Origin of the sequence: Pontibacter sp. SGAir0037 (assembly GCF_005491705.1) — a bacterium.
Lineage (GTDB): Bacteria > Bacteroidota > Bacteroidia > Cytophagales > Hymenobacteraceae > Pontibacter.
In genome coordinates this window covers 1828594-1852122 of record NZ_CP028092.1, presented here as the reverse complement: position 1 = coordinate 1852122, position 23529 = coordinate 1828594, and the positions used below count along the sequence as shown (strand labels likewise).

The 23529-nt window shown below is 45.2% G+C and carries 23 protein-coding genes; 11 read left to right on the top strand and 12 right to left on the bottom strand.

What is annotated here, in order from left to right:
• Positions 1-58: 58 nt before the first annotated feature.
• From C1N53_RS07650 to C1N53_RS07635, 4 genes are read left to right on the top strand one after another with little or no spacing between them, the layout of a single operon-like run.
• Positions 59-2386 carry a c-type cytochrome gene (locus C1N53_RS07650; protein ID WP_137758746.1) on the top strand — a complete coding sequence of 776 codons (2328 nt, stop codon included), beginning with the start codon at positions 59-61 and terminating at the stop codon, positions 2384-2386.
• 36 nt (positions 2387-2422) lie between these two features.
• Complete coding sequence (locus C1N53_RS07645) at positions 2423-3244, top strand: formylglycine-generating enzyme family protein (RefSeq protein ID WP_240773426.1); 822 nt, start codon at positions 2423-2425, stop codon at positions 3242-3244.
• Position 3245: 1 nt separating this feature from the next.
• Positions 3246-3959 carry a DUF1080 domain-containing protein gene (locus tag C1N53_RS07640; protein ID WP_137758744.1) on the top strand — a complete coding sequence of 238 codons (714 nt, stop codon included), beginning with the start codon at positions 3246-3248 and terminating at the stop codon, positions 3957-3959.
• Positions 3960-4015: 56 nt separating this feature from the next.
• Positions 4016-4804, top strand: a complete 789-nt coding sequence (locus C1N53_RS07635) for a prolyl oligopeptidase family serine peptidase (RefSeq protein WP_206077626.1) — start codon at positions 4016-4018, stop codon at positions 4802-4804.
• A gap of 218 nt (positions 4805-5022) precedes the next feature.
• On the opposite strand, the gene C1N53_RS07630 is transcribed toward C1N53_RS07635, so the two are convergent.
• The gene (locus C1N53_RS07630; protein ID WP_168193986.1) at positions 5023-5694 is read right to left on the bottom strand and encodes a DUF4397 domain-containing protein; all 672 of its coding nucleotides are present in this window, start codon (positions 5692-5694) and stop codon (positions 5023-5025) included.
• 785 nt (positions 5695-6479) lie between these two features.
• Here C1N53_RS07630 and C1N53_RS07625 point away from each other — a divergent pair.
• Both C1N53_RS07625 and C1N53_RS07620 read left to right on the top strand, forming a co-directional pair.
• On the top strand, positions 6480-7373 hold the full coding sequence (locus tag C1N53_RS07625) for a cyanophycinase (protein ID WP_137758742.1): 894 nt from the start codon (positions 6480-6482) through the stop codon (positions 7371-7373).
• Positions 7374-7413: 40 nt separating this feature from the next.
• A complete protein-coding gene (locus tag C1N53_RS07620; protein ID WP_137758741.1) occupies positions 7414-7800 on the top strand; it encodes a hypothetical protein in 387 nt (128 codons plus the stop codon).
• 80 nt (positions 7801-7880) lie between these two features.
• Here C1N53_RS07620 and C1N53_RS07615 read toward each other — a convergent pair whose 3' ends face one another.
• The gene (locus C1N53_RS07615; protein ID WP_240773425.1) at positions 7881-8324 is read right to left on the bottom strand and encodes a GNAT family N-acetyltransferase; all 444 of its coding nucleotides are present in this window, start codon (positions 8322-8324) and stop codon (positions 7881-7883) included.
• 149 nt (positions 8325-8473) lie between these two features.
• Between C1N53_RS07615 and C1N53_RS07610 the strand changes: the two genes are divergently transcribed.
• Positions 8474-9427: a sugar phosphate isomerase/epimerase gene (locus C1N53_RS07610; RefSeq protein WP_137758740.1), complete on the top strand. Its 954-nt coding sequence runs from the start codon at positions 8474-8476 to the stop codon at positions 9425-9427.
• Positions 9428-9567: 140 nt separating this feature from the next.
• Here the strand turns inward: C1N53_RS07610 and C1N53_RS07605 are convergent, their stop codons facing one another.
• The 4 genes from C1N53_RS07605 to C1N53_RS07590 form a co-directional block, all read right to left on the bottom strand.
• Entirely contained in the window at positions 9568-10971 is a 1404-nt protein-coding gene (locus tag C1N53_RS07605; protein WP_137758739.1) for an NAD(P)(+) transhydrogenase (Re/Si-specific) subunit beta, read from the bottom strand.
• A 6-nt stretch (positions 10972-10977) separates the two neighbouring features.
• Positions 10978-11265 (bottom strand): NAD(P) transhydrogenase subunit alpha, encoded by a 288-nt coding sequence (locus C1N53_RS07600; RefSeq protein WP_137758738.1) that lies wholly within the window; start codon positions 11263-11265, stop codon positions 10978-10980.
• Positions 11262-12395 (bottom strand): Re/Si-specific NAD(P)(+) transhydrogenase subunit alpha, encoded by a 1134-nt coding sequence (locus C1N53_RS07595; protein WP_137758737.1) that lies wholly within the window; start codon positions 12393-12395, stop codon positions 11262-11264. The genes C1N53_RS07600 and C1N53_RS07595 overlap by 4 nt, the downstream gene beginning before the upstream one ends.
• 358 nt (positions 12396-12753) lie before the next feature.
• Positions 12754-14298 carry a hypothetical protein gene (locus C1N53_RS07590; protein WP_137758736.1) on the bottom strand — a complete coding sequence of 515 codons (1545 nt, stop codon included), beginning with the start codon at positions 14296-14298 and terminating at the stop codon, positions 12754-12756.
• A 166-nt stretch (positions 14299-14464) separates the two neighbouring features.
• Between C1N53_RS07590 and C1N53_RS07585 the strand changes: the two genes are divergently transcribed.
• The 4 genes from C1N53_RS07585 to leuB are packed head-to-tail and all read left to right on the top strand — an operon-like array spanning position 14465 to position 18737.
• Positions 14465-15631, top strand: a complete 1167-nt coding sequence (locus tag C1N53_RS07585; RefSeq protein WP_137758735.1) for a 2-isopropylmalate synthase — start codon at positions 14465-14467, stop codon at positions 15629-15631.
• Between the two features lie 3 nt (positions 15632-15634).
• Positions 15635-17029, top strand: coding sequence for a 3-isopropylmalate dehydratase large subunit (leuC, locus tag C1N53_RS07580; protein ID WP_137758734.1), 1395 nt, complete (start codon positions 15635-15637; stop codon positions 17027-17029).
• Positions 17029-17625 carry a 3-isopropylmalate dehydratase small subunit gene (gene leuD / locus C1N53_RS07575; RefSeq protein ID WP_137758733.1) on the top strand — a complete coding sequence of 199 codons (597 nt, stop codon included), beginning with the start codon at positions 17029-17031 and terminating at the stop codon, positions 17623-17625. Before leuC ends, leuD begins: the two co-directional genes overlap by 1 nt.
• The gene (gene leuB, locus C1N53_RS07570; RefSeq protein ID WP_137758732.1) at positions 17613-18737 is read left to right on the top strand and encodes a 3-isopropylmalate dehydrogenase; all 1125 of its coding nucleotides are present in this window, start codon (positions 17613-17615) and stop codon (positions 18735-18737) included. Before leuD ends, leuB begins: the two co-directional genes overlap by 13 nt.
• A gap of 65 nt (positions 18738-18802) precedes the next feature.
• On the opposite strand, the gene C1N53_RS07565 is transcribed toward leuB, so the two are convergent.
• The 6 genes from C1N53_RS07565 to C1N53_RS07540 all read right to left on the bottom strand — a co-directional run bounded on the left by C1N53_RS07565 (position 18803) and on the right by C1N53_RS07540 (position 23240).
• Entirely contained in the window at positions 18803-19075 is a 273-nt protein-coding gene (locus C1N53_RS07565; protein ID WP_137758731.1) for a GNAT family N-acetyltransferase, read from the bottom strand.
• Between the two features lie 157 nt (positions 19076-19232).
• Positions 19233-19667, bottom strand: coding sequence for a hypothetical protein (locus C1N53_RS07560; protein WP_137758730.1), 435 nt, complete (start codon positions 19665-19667; stop codon positions 19233-19235).
• Positions 19668-19803: 136 nt separating this feature from the next.
• Positions 19804-19995 (bottom strand): cold-shock protein, encoded by a 192-nt coding sequence (locus C1N53_RS07555; RefSeq protein ID WP_137758729.1) that lies wholly within the window; start codon positions 19993-19995, stop codon positions 19804-19806.
• Between the two features lie 185 nt (positions 19996-20180).
• Positions 20181-20861, bottom strand: a complete 681-nt coding sequence (locus C1N53_RS07550) for a 2'-5' RNA ligase family protein (protein ID WP_137758728.1) — start codon at positions 20859-20861, stop codon at positions 20181-20183.
• A 131-nt stretch (positions 20862-20992) separates the two neighbouring features.
• A complete protein-coding gene (locus C1N53_RS07545) occupies positions 20993-22042 on the bottom strand; it encodes a UDP-glucose--hexose-1-phosphate uridylyltransferase (protein ID WP_137758727.1) in 1050 nt (349 codons plus the stop codon).
• 40 nt (positions 22043-22082) lie between these two features.
• Complete coding sequence (locus C1N53_RS07540; protein ID WP_137758726.1) at positions 22083-23240, bottom strand: galactokinase; 1158 nt, start codon at positions 23238-23240, stop codon at positions 22083-22085.
• Positions 23241-23529: the final 289 nt, after the last annotated feature.

The following is a 23529-nucleotide window of genomic DNA, read 5'->3' as shown; positions in this document are numbered from 1 at the left end:
AAGCAGGCCCTTGCTGATCATTCAAAATTCTAGAAGAACTAGCGGAGAAAATATACACATGTATTTGAGAGCAGGTTTAAACATTATTTCGAAACAAAAGAAGGTAGCTCTTTACGCTGCCTGTGCACTTTTCTGGCTGACAGGTTGTGGTTCTGGAATAACTTCTTCTGGTGAGGAAGATTTCGAGCGAAAAGTAGTTGATCAGAATCCGCCTGCTACTCCTTTATCGCCGGAAGAGAGTATAGCTAAAATGCAGCTGCCTCCTGGTTATCGGGTAGAGTTGGTGGCAAGCGAGCCGATGGTGCAGGAACCGGTGGCTATTTCCTGGGACGGTAACGGTAGAATGTATGTGGCTGAAATGAACACCTACATGAAGGATGCCGAAGGAACCGGCCAGTTTGAGAAAACCAGCAGGATAAAGCTGCTGGAAGATACCAACGGAGACGGCAGGATGGACAAAGCCACCATTTTTGCCGACAGCCTGTTGCTGCCCCGTGTAGTGCTTCCCGTTGGCGATCAGGTGCTGGTGCAGGAAACAAATGTGCAGCATATCTGGAGCTACCGCGATACCAACGGCGACGGTAAAGCTGACGAAAAGAAAATCGTTTTCCGGAATGATGTGCTGGACGTACGGAACCTGGAGCATCAGAATGGCGGCTTGCTCTGGAACCTGGACAACTGGATTTACCCCTCCCGCGACAACCTCAGATTCAAGTATAAGAATGGTGCGCTGGTAGCTGATACATTGGTAGACAATATGATTGGCCAGTGGGGGATGACAACCAACAACTACGGGCAGTTGTTTTATTCTGAGGCTGGGCCTGGTTTGCCGGCAGTTCAGATTCAGCAAATGCCAGCCTACGGAGCCCTTAACTTCAAAGATCAATATACTCCTGAATTTGCGGTGCCCTGGCCTGTTATCGGTACCATAGATGCACAAGGCGGCCCTGATGCTTTGCGGCCAGACAGCACCCTGAGCCATTTTACCTCCGGTTGCGGTCAATCTATTTTCCGGGGCGACCGCTTACCCGCCGATATGCAGGGCGATTACTTTATACCTGAACCGGTTGGCAGAATCATCAAGAGAGGCAGAGTTACAAACAGAGACGGTAAGAATTACATCGATAATGTGTACCGGGAGAAAGACTGGCTGGCTTCAGCGGATATGAATTTTCGCCCGATCAATACCTATACCGGACCGGATGGTGCCTTTTACATTGTAGATATGTATCATGGCATTATACAGGAAAGCGAATGGTCGGGCCCCGGTACATACCTGCACAAAATTATACAGGATAAAGAATTATATAAGAACAGGGGAATGGGGCGCATCTATCGTGTGGTGCACGAAGATTTTAAACCGGATCAGAAAAAGCCAAACATGTTAAATGAGCCGGCAGCCCAACTGGTAAATCACCTGTATCACCCGAATGGCTGGTGGCGCGACAATGCGCAGCAACTGCTTATTGTACGGAACGACCGCTCTGTTATTCCAGCTCTGAAGCAAATGGCTTTAGGAGAAAGCGGTTCTTCAAAAGAGAAGTCGAACGCGCTGGCCCGCATCCATGCGCTGTGGACACTGGAGGGAATGGAGGCGATAGATAAGAAAACCTTGTTCAGCGCCTTTGCCGATCCGGATCCACAGGTTCGGAAAACCGCTGTCTGGGTAAGCGAACTTTTTATAAAGCAAAACGACCAGGAAGTTATAGACCGTGTAGCCGCTTTAAAGCAAGATGCCAGTGCAGAGGTGCGCATTCAGCTAATGCTATCGCTGCGAGGTAACATATCCAGAAAAGCACAGGCTACAGTAAAAGAGTTGCTGGCAGAAAATCCTGATAATGAGCTTATGCAGTATTCTTACCAGACCTTTGCCGAAACTCAGAAAGTGCTGGCGGCAGAGCGCGAAAGAACGCGGAATCTTGGTCCTGCTGATAGAGAATTGGTAACGAATGGCGCTACAATCTTTAAGCAACTATGCTCGAACTGCCATGGTGCAGATGGCCGGGGCCGCCAGTTAGGCGGAGACGAAATGCCTGCACCTCCATTGGTTGGTTCACCGCGTGTAAAAGGAGATAAGACCCTGCTGCTGCAGTTAATGCTGAACGGCTTGAGAGGACCCGTCGACGGGAAAACATATCCGAATATGATGCCGGGCATGTCGCACCAGGATGATGAATGGATTGCAGCAGTGGTAAGCTACATCCGCAACAGCAGTGAGTTAGGCAACAACGCCTCAATTGTTACACCGGGAGAAGTAAAGACTGTCAGAGCCAACACACCCACTATTCCGGAAGGGATGACCCTGCAGATGCTGGAGATTTTCAAACTGGGGCGTGCCGAAAGGACCAACTGGGGAGAGGGAGAAGATTCAGATGCAAAGAAGTAACTGCTAAATTTATATCTGATGCCGATACAACTGAAGTTGCCCCTATTACTGCTGTTTTTTTGCCTTGCCTGTGGGAGTGGGCTGTATGCACAGGAGGCTACCTATACCAATAGTCTCGGAATAGAGTTTATACTGATCAGGCCCGGGAGTATGGTAGTCGGCAGGTATCAGCCAACTGTCGGAAAACCGCAGCGGCAAGATCCAAACCGCAGAAGTCTGCCAGACACTGTATATCAGCTTGCCCATGAAATGGCACAGCAGGCTGCAAGGCCTGGTTTTCCTGTTAGCATAGAGAAGGCTTTTTATATAGGTAAGTTTGAGGTAACACAGGAGCAGTGGCTAAAAGTAATGGGAGAGAACCCTGCTTTTTTTCAGGGCGAAAAAGTAACAGGAAATGCTGCTAAACACCCTGTAGAGAATATTACCTGGCAGCAAACGCAGGCTTTCATAAAAAAGCTGAATAAGCTCGACAAATTGCACCATTATCGTTTACCAAGTGAGTTTGAATGGGAATATGCTGCCAGAGCAGGGGCAGAAGATGATATTGCCTGGTCAGAAATTGGAGCTACTGCAGTGTTAGGCGGTAAAACTACGCTAGAAGCCGGACAGAAGAAACCGAATGCGTGGGGGCTGTACGATATGCTGGGAAATGTTTGGGAGTGGGTGCAGGACTATTACAACGAAAAAATTTTTGCGGATCCCGTACCTCCAACTTCAGGTAAAGTGCATGTACTTAAAGGAGCTTCTTTTACAGGTGATGTGAAAAACGCTACTTATATGACGCACGCTGCAGGACCAGGGAACGGATTTGATGTTGGTTTCAGGCTTGTAATGGAAGTAAAGAAACAGGGAAATTAGCATGAAAAGATATCTGAAACGCTACGGTAGCCTGGCTGCTTTTATCTGTTGCCTGCATGTTGCAGAGGCTCAGGTTCCTGATGGCTTCAAACCTATTTTTAACGGCAAAAACCTGAAAGGCTGGCACATCAGCAGAACCACGCACCAAGGCACAACCCCTGATGTACAGGTAGAAGATGGAGCAATTGTGCTAAGGCAACAGCCATACGGACAGGGCGGTGTGCTTTTATCTGACAGGAAGTATAAAAACTTTGAGTTGTATTTGGAGGCTAAAATAGACTCTTTTTCCAATGGGGGCATTTTCATCCGTTCGTCCGAAAGCGGTATAGCTTACCAGATTGAGCTAGACGAAACAGCTGGCAGTACGGGTTATCTGCTGGGCGAGCGCATGCCTGTGAGCAAAGGGGCTGAAACGGCAGGGCGTGATAAGGTTTGGAAAGCTAACGATTGGAATTCGTTCCGGATACGCATGGTAGGAGACATACCTCACATAACCCTCTGGATTAACGGTGTGCAGATGTGGGACGTGGTGCAGCCGGCAAATGATTTCCCGGCCGAAGCAACAGAGGGCATGATTGGGTTTCAATCGCACTGGACGGCTCTGTTCTCTCCTGCTGCTTTCGACTGGAATGGCCTTGAATCCTGGGCACCGGGTGCGGTACATCGCTTCCGGAACATTGCAGTAAGGCAGCTACATGATAACTTGACAAACTAATTTATTTGTTTTACCTATACTATTCCATTATTCCTGATAAACTAAGAATTCCACTAATGAAGAAAACAGTTGTTCTCCTGCTTTTAAGCATGTTTTTCCTGCAGCGAGGGTTGGCGCAGGACCTGGAAATGTACCAGCGAAAAGTATATGTTGCCAAAGCCGATAGTCTGCCTTACCGCATTCTGTATCCCGAAAATTTCGATCCGGCAAAAAAATATCCTTTAGTGATGGTCTTACATGGTGCCGGGGAGCGTGGAAATAACAATGAGTCGCAGCTGGTATATGGCGCTACGTTATTCCTGGAGCCGCAGAACAGGCAGCAATATCCTGCTATAGTTGTGTTTCCGCAATGTCCGAAAGACTCTTACTGGTCAAACGTGAACATTGTAACAGACGAGAATGGAAAGCGAAGCTTTCATTATCTGCAGAAATCGGGTGAACCTACCAAAGCCATGAAGTCGCTGCTGGGCCTTTTAAACGAACTGGAAAAGTCAGGTTCAGTAGACAAGAAGCAGCTTTATATTGGAGGCTTATCAATGGGCGGCATGGGAACTTTTGAATTGCTTCGCCGGAAGCCAAAGAAGTTTGCTGCTGCTTTTCCGATTTGCGGCGGTGGTCATCCTGATGGTGCTAAAAAATATGCAAAGCGTGTGCCGCTATGGGTGTTTCATGGAGAAGTGGATGGTGTTGTTCCGGTAGAGAAGTCAGAGGTTATGGTGGAGGCAGTTCAGAAAGCTGGAGGTAACGTTAAATTTACTGTATATCCCGGCGTGAACCATAACAGCTGGGACTATGCCTTTAAAGAGCCTGAGTTGCTCCCCTGGCTGTTTTCACATAAAAAATAACAGAATCTAATGTAGTGCAGAAGTCTGTTGCCTTTTGCTGCTTTTGTAATTAAACCGGCTTCTTTCTCAGCTCTTGTTTATATCCTGAAAATAAGCTGCACCCCTGGTTTAAAATGATAGTATAAGCAAGTTGATAGTTAAACAAACCACCACTAAACAAGAACGCCAGCAAATATTTGCTGGCGTTCTTGTTTAGTGGTGGTTTTAATAAATGTTATTTATCTGTCAGGATAGTTCCTGTATAACTGTATGTTAATGCTGTTTGTGTTATTGGCCGGAGGAGTCACCATCCCTCTTACAATAATTGTATAAATTTGTTTTTCGGATAGCGTGAGCTCATTTGGTGTAGTAAATAAAACTTCGCCTGTTTCTGAATGCACCAGGTTAAGCTTAACATTGCCTGTGTTTACCTCCATAAAATCAGTGTCTTCTTTGTATGCTACATCAGAGAATAGCGTGTTAGGAGTTGTGCCTACAGTCTTGATATCCACACTTGGTGCATCCGGTGAAAGATGAATAACCCTGATACCAGCCTTACCCGTTGCAGGAATCTCTAATTCATCTTCTACCACCAACACTTCCTGACCTTTACCTGATGCTGCCGTCTGGCTTCTCAGCCCTATTGTAAAAATGGAGTAAACTTTATCTTTTTCAAGAGAAACAGACTTTTCAACGGAAGGTCCTGGATCAGTTGTTGTAGCAGGGGAGAATTTAAAGTTATATGTTCCGGGCGTGAAGTTTTGATAGATATAAAATTTCGAGTATCCGAACAAATCATTATTTACACGTACATTGTTTACCAGTATATTAAAATTCTGGGCATCGGGTGAGGCCTGGTAAAAAGATGCATAAGAATACTCTGCCGGTGCCGGAGCCTCAGAATCATTCATACAGGAGGTAAAAGAAACAGCTACAAAGCTGAGTAAAAAAAGGGCCGTTTTTTTTAAGGGCATTCGATTAAAAAATTTACGCATAGAAAAGTAAAATTTAGTTTAAATTAAGTTTGAGTAAAATGATTGGTATTACTTGCTGCAGTAAGTTACAACATGCATAAGTAAGACCCAAGCCTGGCTCCGATGGTTGCAAGCATTCTAAAAAATATTCTTTTTCTTGAATCTGTATTTCCTTGCCAGATCAGGTGTGTGCGTATTTATACTTATGTACCGTATTAACTAGTATTTAAACGCGTATATGCTTATTTAAAGTATGCCGCTTGTTCCAAAGCCTTTTCGGTGCGTATAGTCCTGTAACTGTAAAGCGTTTATTTATTGGGAGTAGCTATTGGTTGGTTGAGTTATTACTAAATAGGTAAGCATCAATTTTTATCTGTCTGAACAGGTAGAAGAACTGCTTTACAAGTATGGAAGGCTACCCCTGTTGGGTGCTTGGGGTAGCCTTAACCATGCCTGATCAGGGTCATTCGCTAAGTGTAGGCGTTTGTCCCTTTTTTGTTGCAGAAACCTGGCACAGGATGTAGCATAACCAAGGAATGCATATGCTGCTTTAGCAGTAAATAAGTTAACTGTAGTTACTTCTACTGTACCTGTAACCGTATAAAAGCAGTGTTTATTAGGAGTAAATATTTGGAGAAGTAGCGGAAACTAATGAAAAGCTCTACTGCTGTATCTGCTAAAGTCTATAGCACTTACAGTATTTTTATCAAACCAATTCAAATATGGCTAAAAGGCAAGTATCAAAGCGACATGAACACCATAAAGAAGCTCCATTTCCTAAAGGAAAACTTATAGCAATAGGAGGGAAAGAGGATAAAGGAAATATGGAGCTCAAAGAAGAGCAAAAAAGAAATTCCGGATTTATAGCTGAAGAAATTCTAAAGCGGTTCGTGCATGATCTGAAAGGCAATGATCCTCAAATTGTTATTGTACCCACTGCATCTACAGTTCCAGAAGAAATCACCCAGGATTATGTAGACGTGTTCAAAAGCCTGGGTTTAAAAAACCTGGAGGTAATGGATATAAGGAACAGGGTTCAGTGCAAAGATCCTGCCTTTTGCGCAATGGTAGAACATGCGGCTGGATTTATGTTTACAGGTGGCGACCAGCTCCGGCTCACTTCTATACTGGGAGGATCACCTGTACTGGAGCTGATTAAAGAGCGTTTTACTTACGATGAAATAATAATTGCCGGTACAAGTGCCGGGGCTGCTGCTTTATCTACTCCTATGATCTACGAGGGAGAAACAGTGGGTGGTTATATTAAAGGAGATGTCCGTATTACCACAGGACTGGAGTTTTTGAGAGATGTAGCCATAGATACTCACTTTATCCAAAGAGGAAGAATTGTGCGCATGGCACAGGCTATTGCTACCAACCCTGGGTGTATAGGCATAGGCTTGGAAGAGGATACCGCTATTTATGTAACCGATGGCTATAAGCTTGAAGTACTGGGAAGCGGCCTGGTTACTATTGTAGATGGCATGGACATTTCGCGCACGAATATTTACGAGATAAATACGGGTGAGCCTTTTACGGTATGCGATTTAAAAGTGCATTTGCTTTCGAGAGGTGAAAAATATGATATCCCTACTTACGACCAGTTGCACTTATAAGAGAGCAGCCTTAATCTAACATTATACCTGAAACTACTGTATGAAAAGAGCTGAATGGATAGCTTTATGCCAGGGACTTTACTGGACCGTACCCGGCGTCTGGCCATTGATTCATATGCCGAGTTTTATTTGGGTAACAGGCCCTAAAGTGGATTTGTGGCTGGTGCGCACCGTTAGCATCCTGCTTGTGGTAATAGGACTTGTGCTCTTATTTGCTGCTGTCAGGAGAAGAGTGACACCCGAGATAAAGTGGTTGGGAATAGGAGGCGCGGCCGGTATGGCTTATATTGATTTCTACTATAGCCTGATAGATCGGATTAGAAATGTGTATATGCTCGACGGGGTTCTGGAGATTATTCTGATCATACTCTGGTTATGGGCCGGGAAAAAAGGGGTTCAGTATACAAGCAGACCAGATACAACCTGATCCTGAAGAAATATTGAACACGCCGGGCGTAGTTGCAGCTAGAAAGTTTTCCGATGAATTGAAGCAGGATCTGCCAAGGGCTACCTGAGTTTCATTTCCATCTGGTACAAATCAAAGCCTTCGGCCCAGTAGTCTTTCTGTTTCCTGACGAGCTTAAATCCTGCCTTTTCATAAAATTTATAAACTAGCTGCGAAGTTCTGACAATTAGTAGATTTATAGCGGGCTGTGTTTTCACTTCTGTTATTCGGAAATGAACCAACTGGCTGCCATAGCCTTTGCCCTGTGCATCAGGGTGAACAAGATCCCAGGATAACTTGGCACTTCCATCATCTTCGAAATAATTAATTCCGCCGGCACCTAAAACCATGCCTTCATCTTCTATAACATAATAATGCCGGGCATGATGGTTCAGGTAATCTCTAAAGTCCTGCTCTTCGTCAGGATGAAAAAAAGCTGGCATGTTCAGCCGTATCAAAGCTAAAAGATCATCTTTGTCTTTGCTGGAATATGCTCTGATTATCACAATGCAGTTTTTAAGATTTTTGTGCGTCAGGTTAAAAGCTTTAGTTGATGCGCTTATCCTGCTTTATACTTTAGCAGGTAATAGTATGGAAATATCCGCAAAATATTTACCTTGTTGTATAAGATTCAAATCTAATTCTCTCTCCTTCTATGTCAACAAACCGACGTCAGTTTTTGCAGCGTATGGGAAGTATAGCGGCAGGTGTTGCTGCCTTATCCGTTTCAGGGATGGATGCATTTGCATCTGGGGCTCCTAAAAAGCTGTTCTTTAAAATTTCGCTGGCTCAATGGTCGCTGCACAAAGCCTTGTTCAGCAATAAAATGAACACCCTTGATTTTCCGGGTATGGCCAGAAATACGTTTGGCATAGATACCGTGGAGTATGTGAGCCAGTTTTTCCAGGACAAGGCAAAGGATCATGAGTTTTTAAGGCAACTCTTAGCCAGGTCAAAAGACAATGGAGTTACCAATCATCTGCTGATGGTAGACCAGGAGGGGGAACTGTGTACGCCTGATCAGAAGAAGCGGGCTGAAGCTATAGAAGGTCATTATAAATGGGTGGATGCTGCCAGGTATCTGGGCTGTAAATCGGTACGCGTAAATGCTTTTGGTTCCGGATCAAGAGAAGATGTAAAGGCAGCGGCTGTGGATGGATTAGAAAAATTAGGGGAGTATGCAGCTAAAGCAGGTATTACGCTACTGGCAGAGAACCACGGTGGATATTCGTCGGACGCGGCCTGGCTTGCCGATGTGATAAAGCAGGTAAACAGTAAAAACGTAGGTACACTTGCCGATTTTACGAATTTTTGCATAAAACGGGAAGGCCCGGGCTTCTGGGAAGGGAAGTGCCTGGATTCGTATGACCCGTATAAAGGAGTGAGTGAACTTATGCCATATGCAAAAGGAGTGAGCGCTAAAACTTTCGAATTTGATGCACAGGGGAATTGTGTTGAAACTGATTATCCAAGAATGCTCAAGATCATTAAAGAAGCAGGCTTCAAAGGCTACCTGGGAATTGAGTACGAAGGTGATAGTTTACCTGAAGAGGAAGGCATCCGGAAAACGAAAGCTTTGCTGGAGCGGGTAGGGCAGGCGTTCAGTTAATCACTTTTGTTCCATTGCTCAAGAGTGTTCCCTCAAAGGCATTTTAACCAAAAGAGCGGCTTCCGTTAGCCTAAGCTAAACAGAAGCCGCTCTTTTTAATTGAGCTGTAAGAAGTGGTGCTATAGGTGCGCTTGTAATAATTAAGCCGTTACCATCTCCTTCAGCTCACTTACCACTTTGGTCATAGAAGATTTGGCGTCTCCGAACAGCATGAGACAGTTCGGGTAACCAAACAGCTCGTTCTCTATACCGGCATACCCGGCACTCATACCTCGCTTGCAAACAATTACAGTGCGTGCCTTGTCGGCATTCAGTACAGGCATACCAAAGATCGGGCTTCCGGGATTTGTTCTGGCTGCAGGGTTTACCACATCGTTGGCGCCTATAATAAGAGCTATATCTGTATTGGCAAATTCATCGTTGATGTGGTCCATCTCGATCAGTTTATCATAAGGTATATTTGCTTCTGCCAGCAGAACATTCATGTGCCCGGGCATGCGCCCAGCTACCGGGTGAATGGCAAACTTAACTGAAGTCCCTCGTTTTTCAAGCAGGTCGGTTAGCTCGCGCACCACGTGCTGGGCCTGTGCTACTGCCATACCATAACCGGGTACTATAATCACAGAAGAAGCGGAATCAAACAACATGGCAGTTTCTTCTACACCTACTTCTTTCACAACGATTTCTTCGCCACCGGCAGCGGCAGCGCCCGAACTTGTCTGTCCGAAGCCGCCTAATAGTACGTTTATAAGTGATCTGTTCATGGCTTTGCACATGATCTGCGTCAGGATGATGCCAGATGCTCCCACTAAGGCACCTGTAATGATAAGGACCTGGTTATTGAGCACGAAGCCAGTGGCACAGGCCGCTATACCGGAGTATGAATTCAGCAGGGAAATAACTACAGGCATATCAGCCCCACCGATCGGAATAACCGTCAGGATGCCCAGTAAAAGCCCGACACCAATCACACCTATCATCCAGATTTCATCATTCGGATTAAGTACCACCATAACCGATAACGCAAGTGCGGCAACAAAAAGAACGGCATTTAGCGCATGTTGTCCCCCGAAAGTAACGGATCTCCCGTTTATCAGGCCCTTCAGTTTGCCAAAGGCAACCATAGAGCCCGTAAAAGTGACGGCACCGATAATGATACTGATCACAACCGTTACGCCAACTACTACCGGCATGCTGAGATCCGCCTCATGGGCCAGCCTCCAGTATTCTGAGGCAGCTACCAACACCGACGATGCACCTCCGAAGCCGTTGAAGATAGCTACCATTTCCGGCATCGAGGTCATTTCTACACGGCGGGCGGCAATAAGACCAATGGCCGAACCAATCAGAATGGTAACAAAGATTTCTGTAAAGCTTAAAACCTGGCTATCGAGCAGCGTAGCCAGTACAGCTACCAACATGGCTACTGCCGATAAGGTATTGCCTCTACGTGCTGTGGCAGTTTTGCCCAGCATTTTGATGCCTACAATAAACAGCACCGAAGCGATGAGATATGCTATTTTAATGAGTAAGTCTTTCTCCATGAGCTGCTATTTTTTCTTTTTAAACATTTTCAGCATGCGGTCTGTCACCACATAGCCTCCAACCACATTCAGGGTGGCAAGAAGCAGTGCGGCAATACCAAGCCCTTTACTAACCGACCAGTGTAGGGAGCCGGAGGCAACAATGGCGCCCACAATGGTAATGCCCGAGATGGCATTGGAGCCCGACATCAGCGGTGTGTGTAGGGTAGGAGGAACTTTAGAGATAAGCTCAAAACCAATAAAACTGGCCAGTACCAGTACATAAAGGAGTACTAAGAGTGATTCTGCATTCATACTGTTTTAGCTAAGATTTCTTTTGTAAACTGATGTACCAATTTCCCCTGGTGAGTGATCAGGGAGCCTTTGGTGATTTCTTCTTCCAACTCCCACTTAAAGCCGTCTTTACCGGCCAGGTGGAGGAGTAGCGTACTGATGTTTTTGGCGTAAAGCTCGCTGGCGTTCACAGATACCATGGCCGGCAGGTTGGCCTCTCCGATAATGGTTACGCCATGCTTTACCACCGTCTGGTTAAATTCGCTCAGGGCACAGTTCCCCCCGGATTCTACGGCCATGTCCACAATCACAGAGCCTGGTTTCATACTGGCCACCATTTCTTCTGTAACCAGAATAGGAGCCTTTTTACCGATAACCAGCGCTGTGGTAATTACCAAGTCAGCATCAGCAATATGTTTGGAAATCAGTTCTTTTTGCTTTTGAAGGTATTCAGCAGATACCTCTTTCGCATAGCCTCCCTCTGTTTTTACACCCTCTGCCTGTACTTCCAGAAAGCGTCCTCCAAGCGATTCCACCTGCTCTTTTGTTTCAGGCCTCACATCGGTTACCTCCACTACCGCACCCAAACGCTTCGCTGTGGCAATAGCCTGTAAACCTGCTACACCCGCTCCGAATATCAGTACCCTGGCAGGAGTGATGGTGCCTGCAGCCGTCATCATAAGCGGGAAAATCTTACCCAATGCATTGGCGCCTAACAACACAGCTTTGTAGCCACCGAGGTTTGCCTGCGAGCTGAGCGCATCCATTTTCTGAGCACGGGAAATTCGAGGCACGGCATCCATGGCAAAAGCAGAGATCTTTTTCTGCAGGCAAACATCCACGACTTCCGGTACGGTATAGGCATATAAGAATGAAATGACGGCACTTCCTTCCCGCATCATCAGTACTTCTTCCGGTGTTGGTGCATTTACCTTTAACAGGACATCGGCATCACCGAGAAGGGGCGTCTTATCTGGGAAAATAATGCCCCCTGCGTTTTCATAGGCACTATCGTAAAAGCCTGACGCCATACCGGCTCCACTTTCTATGCCACATTTAAAACCGGCTTTTGTGAGCGACTTCACAACATCCGGCGAAAGCGCAACCCTTTGTTCGGGTACCTTGCTCTCTTTTACAACTGCTACATTCAAGGTGAAATAATTTAAGGTTATAACTATAGATTGAACATCAAGAGTGATTCCTCACTTTGTAAAAGTGTTAAAAATATAGCTGTAAATATATGATTTCATTTCTTAAACCAAGAATAATATATTAAATTAAATATCTGTATTTGATAAAGTGTGAATTTCGGACTGCATAGAAGCTGTTTCTATGAGAATTCAGTAATTCTACCTGACGCTTAAGCAGAGACTAATTTAGAATTAGGAATTAGGAATTCGGAATTAGGAATAAAGGAAAGGTGTGAGCCCCTCCGTAAGTATGATAGGAGCAGTTGCACGTTAACCTTCATTCGCGCATCTCCTAATTTCCACATCACCTAAAATAAACCTATTTCAGGTTGCTGAACTTGCGCTGCATGATTTCCTGCACAGGTACATTCTCAATCTTACTTTCCAACCAGGAAATAATATCGAGGTAAAGGAAAGGCCGCCTTTCAAAAGGGTTGGCAGCAATGGTGATAAGCTTCTCTTTAAGAGTGATGAAAGCGTCTTTCAACTCATGTGGCGTAATGTTGCCAAGGTTACGGAGAAATTTAAAGATCTCGACCTGCATCTGCTGCTGATCGTTCATTTTTCCCAGGAACCGGTATACCGAGCGAATCTGGTAATCGAGTTCATAGTCATCACCGGCATCGTAATGGGCAATTAAATTCAGGATGCGGGCAAAACACTGGATGTCTTCGCGCAGGTTAATGTCTTTATAGTGGATAATTTTGTTCAGGTACTTAATAGCCATCCGGTTATCACCGCTTCCGAAGTACAGGCTGGCAATTTTAAAGTAAAAGACCAGCATGCGGTGCGGGTCTAGCTGTGCCTGGTATTGTTTGAGCAGTTTTAACAATTCCGGAACAAGCTGCACCCCCTCCGAAAAATTACCTTTCATAAAAAAGGCGTTGATCTTATTGGTGTAAATGTACAGAAACAGCAGTACATCTGTATTAGGGTTACTGCGCCTGTCTTTGTCAGATGCGAAAGCCTCAAGCCTATCGAGCACCTTCACAAACTTGGTATAATAAAGCAGGTTGTATAAGGCCAGTAGCAGGTTATGAAGTCCTTTAATATACTGTGTGGTATGCGGGTTCTTCATCTCAGGATATTCCTCGAACAGGTCTACCCACTTCTGTGCATAGCGGTAGCAGGATCTGAAATCCTGAATCACATAATAATACCACACATTCGACTGGTAGTAATAAAGCCTTTCCAGGAAACTGGCGGTACGGATGTTCAGTTCAGGCAGATTAGCTTTAAAATAGGCTGTGATGGCATCATGATCTTCGCGGTTACGGGCATGTCCCAGGTTGATATACATCCCATACAGCCGAAGCGCCACATTCGACAGGCTATGAATACGGGATACATGAGAAGCAATTTCTATGGCTTCTTCAGATAAGGACTCGGCTTTGCCACGCAGACTTCGGGTTATGTACTGCGATTCGATTAGCTTCTCAAAATCGATGGCATTAAGGGCAATATGAGGCATTTGTGCCTGTAAGGCCGCTAATTTTACTTTCTCCAGCATTTTAAGGCTCTGCTGGTAAAAGCCTTTGTTGTAGAGTACTCGCGCAAAGTCTAGTTGCTCCCTGAGCTGTATATCCATATTCTGGCTGCCATGGTAGAGCCTGAGGCTGGAGAGCATCTGCTTGTACAGGTTAGCCTTTAGGTTAGCCAGTTGTACCCGTTTTATGCTCGGAACCTGTTGCAGTATTTTTTCATCGTCGTACTGCTCCTGGCTATCCATGGCATCAAAAAGTTGCAGGAACTTTAAACCTTCGTTAGATCCTTGTCTGTTTGTGAACAAACGGAAATGCCTTTTCTCTGAGCGGGTTAGAGATTTCACTAATTGAAAAACAGGATCATTAATTTCGTTAGACATTGTAGTTTTTTATTGTCTATCTATTTGTTATTCAATAATATATAATTTATAAAATTGTACTTAGAAATAGTAGGCAAAAGTTTAAATAGTTTTGGAAACCATCCTGAAAGCAGGAAATTTGAGGCAATACTATAAAAATGTTTCTGCATTAACGATCAAATAAAAGATGTCAGCACAGAAAATACAAATTTTTGATACCACATTGCGCGATGGAGAGCAAGTACCAGGTTGTAAACTTAACATGCAGGAAAAGCTTGTTATAGCCAGGCAACTGGAGCTCCTGGGAGTTGATGTGATAGAAGCTGGTTTTCCTGTTTCAAGTCCTGGTGACTTCGAAGCGGTAAAGGCTATTGCTGCACAAACCAGAGAAGCAACTGTGTGTGGCCTCACCCGTGCCGTTGAAAATGACATTCGTGTTGCTGCAGATGCTTTAAAATTAGCTAAATATCCAAGAATACATACGGGTATTGGCACCTCTGAATCGCATATTAAATTTAAGCTGCGCACCACACAGGAAGACGTGATAGAACGTGCTGTGGCTGCTGTTAAGCTGGCTAAAAGCTTCGTAGAGGATGTAGAGTTTTATGCCGAGGATGCCGGTCGTGCCGACAATGTTTTCCTGGCACGCGTTTGCGAAGCCGCTATTCAGGCGGGGGCCACTGTCTTAAACATTCCGGACACTACGGGTTACTGCCTGCCACATGAGTACGGCGCTAAAATAAAATACCTCTACGAAAATGTAAAGGGAGTAGAGAAGGTACGACTTTCTACCCATTGCCATAACGATTTAGGATTAGCTACTGCTAATTCCATTGCCGGTATTATGAATGGTGCGCTTCAGATTGAGTGTACTATAAACGGAGTAGGAGAGCGTGCCGGTAATACTGCCCTGGAAGAAGTGGTCATGATCATGCGTCAGCACCCTTACCTGAACCTGGATACCAACATCAATACAAAGTTACTGACAGAAACCTCTAACCTGGTTTCGCACATGATGCGCATGCCGGTGCAGCCTAACAAGGCAATTGTCGGCTCAAATGCCTTCTCTCACTCCAGTGGTATTCACCAGGATGGTGTGATCAAACATCGTGAGACGTACGAGATCATCGATCCGCGTGATGTGGGCGTCGACAATTCGTCTATTGTGCTTACAGCCCGCTCCGGACGTGCTGCCCTGGCTTACAGGTTGCAGAAAATTGGCTACGATTTCAGTAAAGAAACATTAGACAAAGCTTACGCGCTTTTCCTGCAGGTAGCAGACAATAAAAAAGAAGTAGTGGATGAAGACTTGCATTCATTGGTGGAACAAGAGAATCTGATTGCTGCAAACTAAAAGATGGCAAAGACATTATTTGAAAAAATCTGGGACGCACATGTGGTGCGTTCTATACCGGGTGGCTTAGATGTTTTTTACATTGACAAGCACCTGATACACGAAGTAACGAGCCCGCAGGCTTTTGATGAAATTGCAGCACGTAATCTGCCTTTGTTCCGCAAAGACCAGATTGTGGCAACTGCTGACCATAATGTTCCGACACGTAACCAGCACCTGCCTATACAGGACCCGCTGTCGCGCTCGCAGGTAGATAAACTGACCCAGAACTGTGCCAAGCACAACATAGAGCTTTTCGGCCTGGGGCACCAGAACCAGGGTATTGTACACGTAATTGGCCCTGAGCTGGGTATCACGCAGCCTGGCATGACCATGGTTTGTGGCGACAGCCATACGTCGACGCATGGTGCCTTTGGTGCTATTGCTTTTGGTATAGGTACCAGCCAGGTAGCCCAGGTAATGGCCTCGCAATGCTTGCTTTTAAGTAAGCCTAAGAAAATGCGTATTACCATAGAGGGAAATGTGCGTGCCGGTGTTACTGCCAAAGACCTGATCCTGTATGTGATTTCTAAACTGGGAACAGGCGGTGCGACTGGTTATTTTGTGGAGTATGCCGGTAGTGCCATCAGCGCGTTAAGTATGGAAGGCCGTATGACGGTTTGTAACATGAGCATCGAAATGGGTGCCCGTGGAGGTATGATTGCGCCGGATGAAACCACATTCGATTACCTGAAAGGCCGCACTTATGCACCGCAGGGAGAGCGTTGGGAGCAGGCGCTTGCTTATTGGCGTACCCTGTATTCAGATGCAGATGCTACTTTCGACAAAGAATATTTCTTTGCGGCGGATGAGATAACTCCTATGATTACTTATGGCACTAACCCGGGCATGGGCATAGCTATTACGGAGCCTATTCCCTCTACCGTGCCTTCAAACGAGGTTGTAAGCTTCGAAAAATCCTTAAAGTACATGGGCTTTCAACCAGGTGAATCACTGCTGGGGAAAGAGATCAATTACGTGTTTATAGGCAGCTGTACCAACTCCCGCATCGAGGACCTGCGTACAGTAGCTGCCTATGTTAAAGGCAAGCAGAAAGCACAGCACGTGGAGGCCATCATAGTACCGGGCTCGAAGCAGGTGGAAATACAGGCGAAAGAAGAGGGGCTTGACCGGATTCTGGCTGAAGCTGGCTTTGAATTGCGTGAGCCTGGCTGCAGTGCCTGCCTTGCCATGAACGAAGATAAAATTCCGGTAGGCGCTTATTGTGTATCTACTTCCAACAGAAACTTTGAAGGCCGCCAGGGCCCCGGCTCCAGAACCTTGCTGGCCAGTCCGCTTGTGGCTGCCATAACCGCTGTAGAAGGTAAGATTGTGGATATAACTCAATATCTGAACTAATGGAAAAGTTTGAAGTGTTAAGATCGTCGGCAGTTCCGCTTCCGATTGAAAATATAGATACAGACCAGATCATTCCGGCACGTTTTCTGAAGGCTACCTCCAGGGAGGGTTTCGGTGAAAACCTGTTCCGCGACTGGCGCTACGACAGCGATAACCAGCCGAAGTCTGATTTTGTGCTGAATGACAGCCGCTATAGCGGCAGAATTCTGGTGGCCGGGCAAAACTTTGGTTGCGGCTCCAGCCGCGAACATGCGGCCTGGGCCATATATGATGCTGGCTTTAAAGTAGTTATATCGAGCTACTTTGCCGATATTTTTCGGGGTAACGCCCTGAATAATGGGCTGCTGCCTTTGCAGGTATCAAACGAAATGCTCGAAAGGCTTTTTAGGCAGATAGAGCTGGACCCGGAAACAGAACTTGTAGTTGATCTGGTGAATGAGGAGTTTTTTGTTCCGGCCTGGAATGAAAAAGTTTCTTTTCAAATAGACCCTTATAAGAAAGAGTGCCTTATAAACGGGTATGATGACATTGATTTTTTAGTAAACCAAAAAGAAGCAATCGAAGCTTACGAAAAGAACAGAGCATGGGCGTATTAAAAAAGAGAATAGCCGTTCTATCAGGAGATGGAATAGGACCGGAAGTGTGTAATGAGGCAATTAAAGTTTTAGAAGCCGTAGCAGAGCGTTTTGGGCATCAGTTCACATTCGATGCCCAGTTAATGGGTGCTTGTGCAATAGATGCCACCGGTAAACCTTTACCGGAAGAAACACTGGATGCCTGTTTCGATGCAGATGCTATTTTGTTAGGCGCTATCGGCGATCCGAAATACGATAACGACCCGTCGGCTAAAGTTAGGCCTGAACAAGGATTGCTGCGTCTGCGCAAGTCGCTTGGGTTGTATGCCAATATTCGTCCTGTAACAGCTTACGATGTGCTGGTAGAGCACTCTCCGTTAAAGAACGACCGCATAAAGGGAGCTGATATGATGTTCTTCCGGGAGCTTACAGGAGGCATCTATTTCGGCGACAAAGGCAGAACAGCCGATGGAGCCTATGACCACTGTACCTATAGCCGCGATGAAATTGCACGGATTGCGCATCTGGCTTTTCAGGCTGCCGGAAACCGCCGTAATAAGCTAACCTTAGTAGATAAGGCCAATGTGCTGGAAACTTCGCGCTTATGGCGTGAAGTAGTACAGGAAATCGCTCCAACCTATCCTGATGTAGCCGTTGACTACCTGTTTGTAGACAATGCCGCCATGCAGTTGATCCTGAACCCAAAACAGTTTGATGTTATTCTGACGGAGAATATGTTCGGTGATATTTTATCAGATGAGGCTTCGGTTATTGCGGGTTCGCTAGGCTTATTACCCTCTGCCTCTGTAGGAGACCGGGTAGCACTTTTTGAACCGATACACGGCTCCTATCCTCAGGCCAAAGGCCGTAATATAGCCAATCCGATTGCCACTATCTTATCGGCTGCCATGATGTTGGAGCATTTTGGTTTACAGGATGAAGCGGGGCTTGTAAAAGAAGCGGTATTGAATGCTTTAGATAAAAAAATATTAACTCCGGATTTAAATGCAGCCACGATGGCTTATACCACAGACCAGGTGGGTAGCTTTATTGCGTATTATGTGCTGGAGGGTGCTACAGAAACCTTGCCTCACAGAAGTAATATTGAACTTGGGTTAAGCACCATCATTTAAATTTGTTGCTATAGTAGTAATAAAAAGTCCCTGGACTGTCGATCAGTCCGGGGCCTTTTATTTTATCAGCTCATGTATTCATTATACTCCGGGTGTCTCCGTGTATAAGCTTCTACTGCGGGGCAGGATGGTATAAATTTCAGGTTGTTCTCCTTTACATAATCCAGACCTGCCTTTACAAGTTTATTGGCAAGCCCCTGGCCCCGGTAATCTTCCGGGATAAAAGTATGATCAAAGTCCAGCACACCGTCCTCGGGATACGTATAAGTTAGTTCTGCTTCCTCATCTCCAAGCTTGGCATAAAACCTCAGATCATCGTCATCGTGAATCACATTCATTTCCATATTTCTACATTCAAGTGTAAAAGGTATACGGCAGTACCAGAGAGGTGTTCTGCTAAAGAAGCAACCACAAGCAGTTGCAGAGCGAGTATAAAAAGCAAGAGGTCAGACAACTTTAGCCTGACCTCTTGCTTTTTATATGATACTGGATGACTTAGTTACCAGGCCAGGAGATCCAGGGAATTCTGGCAAGTATTAGAATCAGGCCAATCGCATAAAATATGTAGATGCTGGAGAAGCCCTTGCGGTTCCCGATCATTCGTTTTGCTCTGGAATATCCAACAGTTATCAGTACAACTGCAATAATCATGGTAAGCGGGTGTTCCAGAAAATACAATCTTGAAACAGAGTCACTCATTGTTTCACCGGAGGCGAGGGAAGCACCACGGGGAGAAACAAAATACAATATAGCACCAAATACCCATTGCAGGTGAGTTGGGATAAGGCCCAGTAAGCCAAGCTTTCGGTCTCCATCTGTAAAAGGTCTGTTTTTGCTATAACCTACCAGGGCAGCTATAATAGAAATAGCCAGGCCTGTAAGAACCAGGTAAGCCATGTAGGAGTGTAAATGCAGTATTCCTGTATACATAGATTAGGTTTTGAAATTTGAGCGAAAGATAATTAAAAACCTATAATAAAGCGAGGTTTAACCACCTTCTACGCCTAAAAAACAGCAAAGCCCTGTACTCTGAGTACAAGGCTTTGCTGTCTGGTTATATCTTTAATTAAGCGCGTTTCACATTTACGGCGTTTAATCCTTTTCTCCCGTCCTGTAAGTCAAAAGTAACTTCATCGTTCTCTCTGATCTCATCTACGAGGCCAGAAACGTGTACAAAATACTCTTGGTTTGAATCTTTGTCTTTGATAAAACCGAACCCTTTCGAGTCATTAAAAAATTTTACTGTTCCGTAATTCATGATGTATGTTTTTATAGAAACCTTATACGTAAGAGTATCTATATTGGGTTTTATGAATTTTGATAAAAATGCAATAAAATAATTTATTTGTGCTAAAGGATTGATAATGAGTAAATTTATTATGAGTAGGAGGTGGTTCTCCTAACCACTTAGCACCCAGGAGGTATACCAGAAAGTCAGAAAAGCTAAAATCTAAAGGTTTGTAATACCTGTACCTTCCCTTTTCTTTGGTACCAGTCGTTGTACACCAGTTCTGCCTGCACTATCTCTGAGGAACCGAAATGGTAGTCCCTGTATTCCTCCAGCTTCAGCAAAAGCCTTTCATGTTGTTCTACCTGGCGGCGGAATCGTATAACTGTGCTATGTGCTGTTTGTATTGTATAGCGGCGGTCCATGGACTGCTGTAAGCCTGATCTTTTAAAAGTTTCCCTGATAACGTCTCGAAACTTGTTTAAGCTATTAGCTGCAGGAAAGCCCTGCACCATAATACAAGAGGGTGAGGCCGTAATACCTTTAAAGTGAATAGTGAAAGGATTAATAACAGAGACTGCTTCGGCTACCAGTTCAGTATAGTCTTGCAAGTTGATAGAGGAAAGAAGAAAGCCTTCGTAGCAGGAAATGATTGACATCACTGTAACATGAATATCTGAGGCAGGATAATAATACTGATGCGGCTCTAGCAACCTGATGTCTGCTAAAAAACCTTGTGTTTTTTCTAAAACGTGTGGGGCTGGCCTGAGAAGTAATGTAAGGCCATACCTCCGGTCGGAAGAGGCATCAAGGAGCGGGTCCAGCTCAAAAAGTCCTTGTTTGAAGGACTGAGACGACTGCTGCCAGAGCTGTCTATAATGCGTTTCTAGATTCATAACCGGTAAATTAAAATAAATACATATTAAGTGCTTCTGAACCCGTAGATGCAGATGGTATAGCTCGGGAAAAGAAAAAGAGAAATCTGTTTTTCAAATTTCTCTTTTCGGAAGCACGAATACAGGATATGCTACTTCTGTAATTTATAATGCACTTTAGGCAGCTTTCGCATGAGAGCAGCGCTTGTTTCCGGTGTTATGTCTCGCTGCGGATTTGCCAGCATCTCGTAGCCAACCATAAATTTTTTTACAGTTGCGGAACGAAGCAAGGGCGGGTAAAATACCAGGTGCATGTCCCATTCCGGGTGTTCTTTGCCATCGGTAGGGGCCTGGTGTATGCCTGCTGAATAGGGAAAGGAGATGCCGAAAATATTATCGTACATCACCGTAAGCTGTTTATAGGCATCGGCCAGCGAGCGTGTTTCTGCATCAGTTAATGCCGTTATATCCGAAATATGCCTTCGTGGAATAATCATGGCTTCGAATGGCCACACTGCCCAAAACGGAATTAAACCTACAAAATGCTCATTCTCGAACAAAATACGATCTTTTTTTTCAAGCTCGGCATGCAGATAGTCGATCAGCATGGTACGGCCGTACTTTTCGTAATAGCGGGAAAACTGAAGCTGCTTCTTAAGCGGTTCATCCGGAATGGATTCCTGTGCCCAGATCTGCCCGTGAGGGTGCGGATTAGAGCAACCCATTACCTGACCTTTGTTCTCAAAAATCTGCACATAGTTAACATAGTCCCTGGCGCCAAGCTCCACATATTCTTTCTTCCATAGCTCCACGACTTCTTTTATTCCTTCTACCTCCATTTCGGGTATGGTAAGGTCGTGGCGGGGCGAGAAGCAGATTACTTTGCAAAGCCCCCTTTCACTTTTAGCCAGGAAAAACTCTCCTTCCGCCATTTCGCCACTCGGTACATCTTCTGTAATAGCGGCAAAATCGTTCTGAAAAGAATAGGTGCCTGTGTAATCAGGATTTACTTCGCCGTTTGCACGTGTATTGCCGGGGCACAGGTAGCAGGTAGGATCATAAGCTGGTCTTTTAGCCTCAGAGACCTGCTCTTCCTGTCCTTGCCAGGGCCTTTTGGCGCGGTGAGGAGAAACCTGAACCCATTCAGCTGTTAAAGGATTATACCTTCTGTGCGAATGGTCCTCAAAATTAAACTGACTCATGTAAATAGTTTTCTAGCGTTAAAAGTAAATCTGGTAACGTTTAGGCTGTAGCAAGCTGGCTTGTACCGTTTGAAATAGCAACTTCATAGGTCTTCATGTCGACTCCAAATTCCTGCCTATAAGCCTCCCTGATCTGGCTGATGAAAGCTTCCTTCTCTTCTTTAAGTACAAGGTTAATGGTACAGCCGCCAAAGCCGCCTCCCATCATTCTGCTACCTACCACGGCAGCCGTATTTTTCGTGAAATCTACCAGAAAGTCAAGTTCAGGGCAGCTCACTTCGTATAAAGCGGATAAACCTGTATGCGAACCATACATCTTTTCTCCGAATCCTTCTATATTGCCCTGCTCTAACAAGGTACAGCCTGCCAGCAAACGCTCGTTCTCTTCAATGACATAGCGGCAACGGTTATACACTACTGTCCCGATGGCTTGCTTTACTTCCTCCAGCATTGGCAGCGTTACATCGCGCAGGCTTTTCACTTCCGGGTGTTTTTGCTGAACTGCGGCTACCCCTTGCTCACATTCCTGCCTTCTGGTATTATACTCTGAACTGGCCAGCGAATGTTTTACCTGGGTATCGCATAAAACGATCTGGTAGTTCTGCAGGTTTATCGGGAAATAGCTGAAATCAAGGGAGCGGCAGTCGAGCCGCAGGGCGTGGTTTTCTTTACCCATTACGCTGGCAAACTGGTCCATGATGCCACATTTTACACCGGCAAACTCATGTTCTGCTTTCTGGGCAAACTTAGCAAGCTGTGTTCTCTCTACCCCAAGGTTAAATAGCTGGCTCAGGGCAAAGGCTGCTCCGCATTCCAGGGCTGCAGAAGACGAAAGTCCGGCTCCAACAGGAACGTTTCCCCCGAAAACACAGTCGAACCCACCGATGGTATACCCAGCCTTTTGCATTTGGTCCACCACGCCTAAAATGTAGTTTGCCCAGCCCGTTTCAGAAGGTTTCAGGTTGCCGAGTTCTGTTTCGAAAGATTCCTGAAAATCGTAAGAATAAAGGCGGCAGTTGGTACGGCCGTTTTCAGAAATCGCAATGATCATTTCTTTATCTATAGCAGCCGGGAGTACAAAACCATCGTTATAGTCGGTGTGTTCACCAATCAGGTTAATTCTTCCGGGAGAGCGCACCAGCATCGGCGCTTTTCCATACAGTTCTTCAAACTTTTCTTGGATACCTTTAAAGTCCATGTTTAATTATTTACTTTAAGTTTATGCTTTTGTAAATTATAAATCCGATCAATAAACACTTCTATAAAGCAATACTGGTAAGCACGCTGCTTAAAAGGGCAAAACGGGCTTGGGTGCAGATTTTCAAAGTTATCAATTATCTTATGTCTGTACTTATATTATCTAAATTATTAGAAGCAGGATAAAGGCTTTTTTGGACATGGAACAGCGTAAGCAATTTATACAGCTCTTATATAGTACCAGGCAATTTATAACTAAAAGTAGTGGGCGCTCAAGAAGCTTTTTTTTG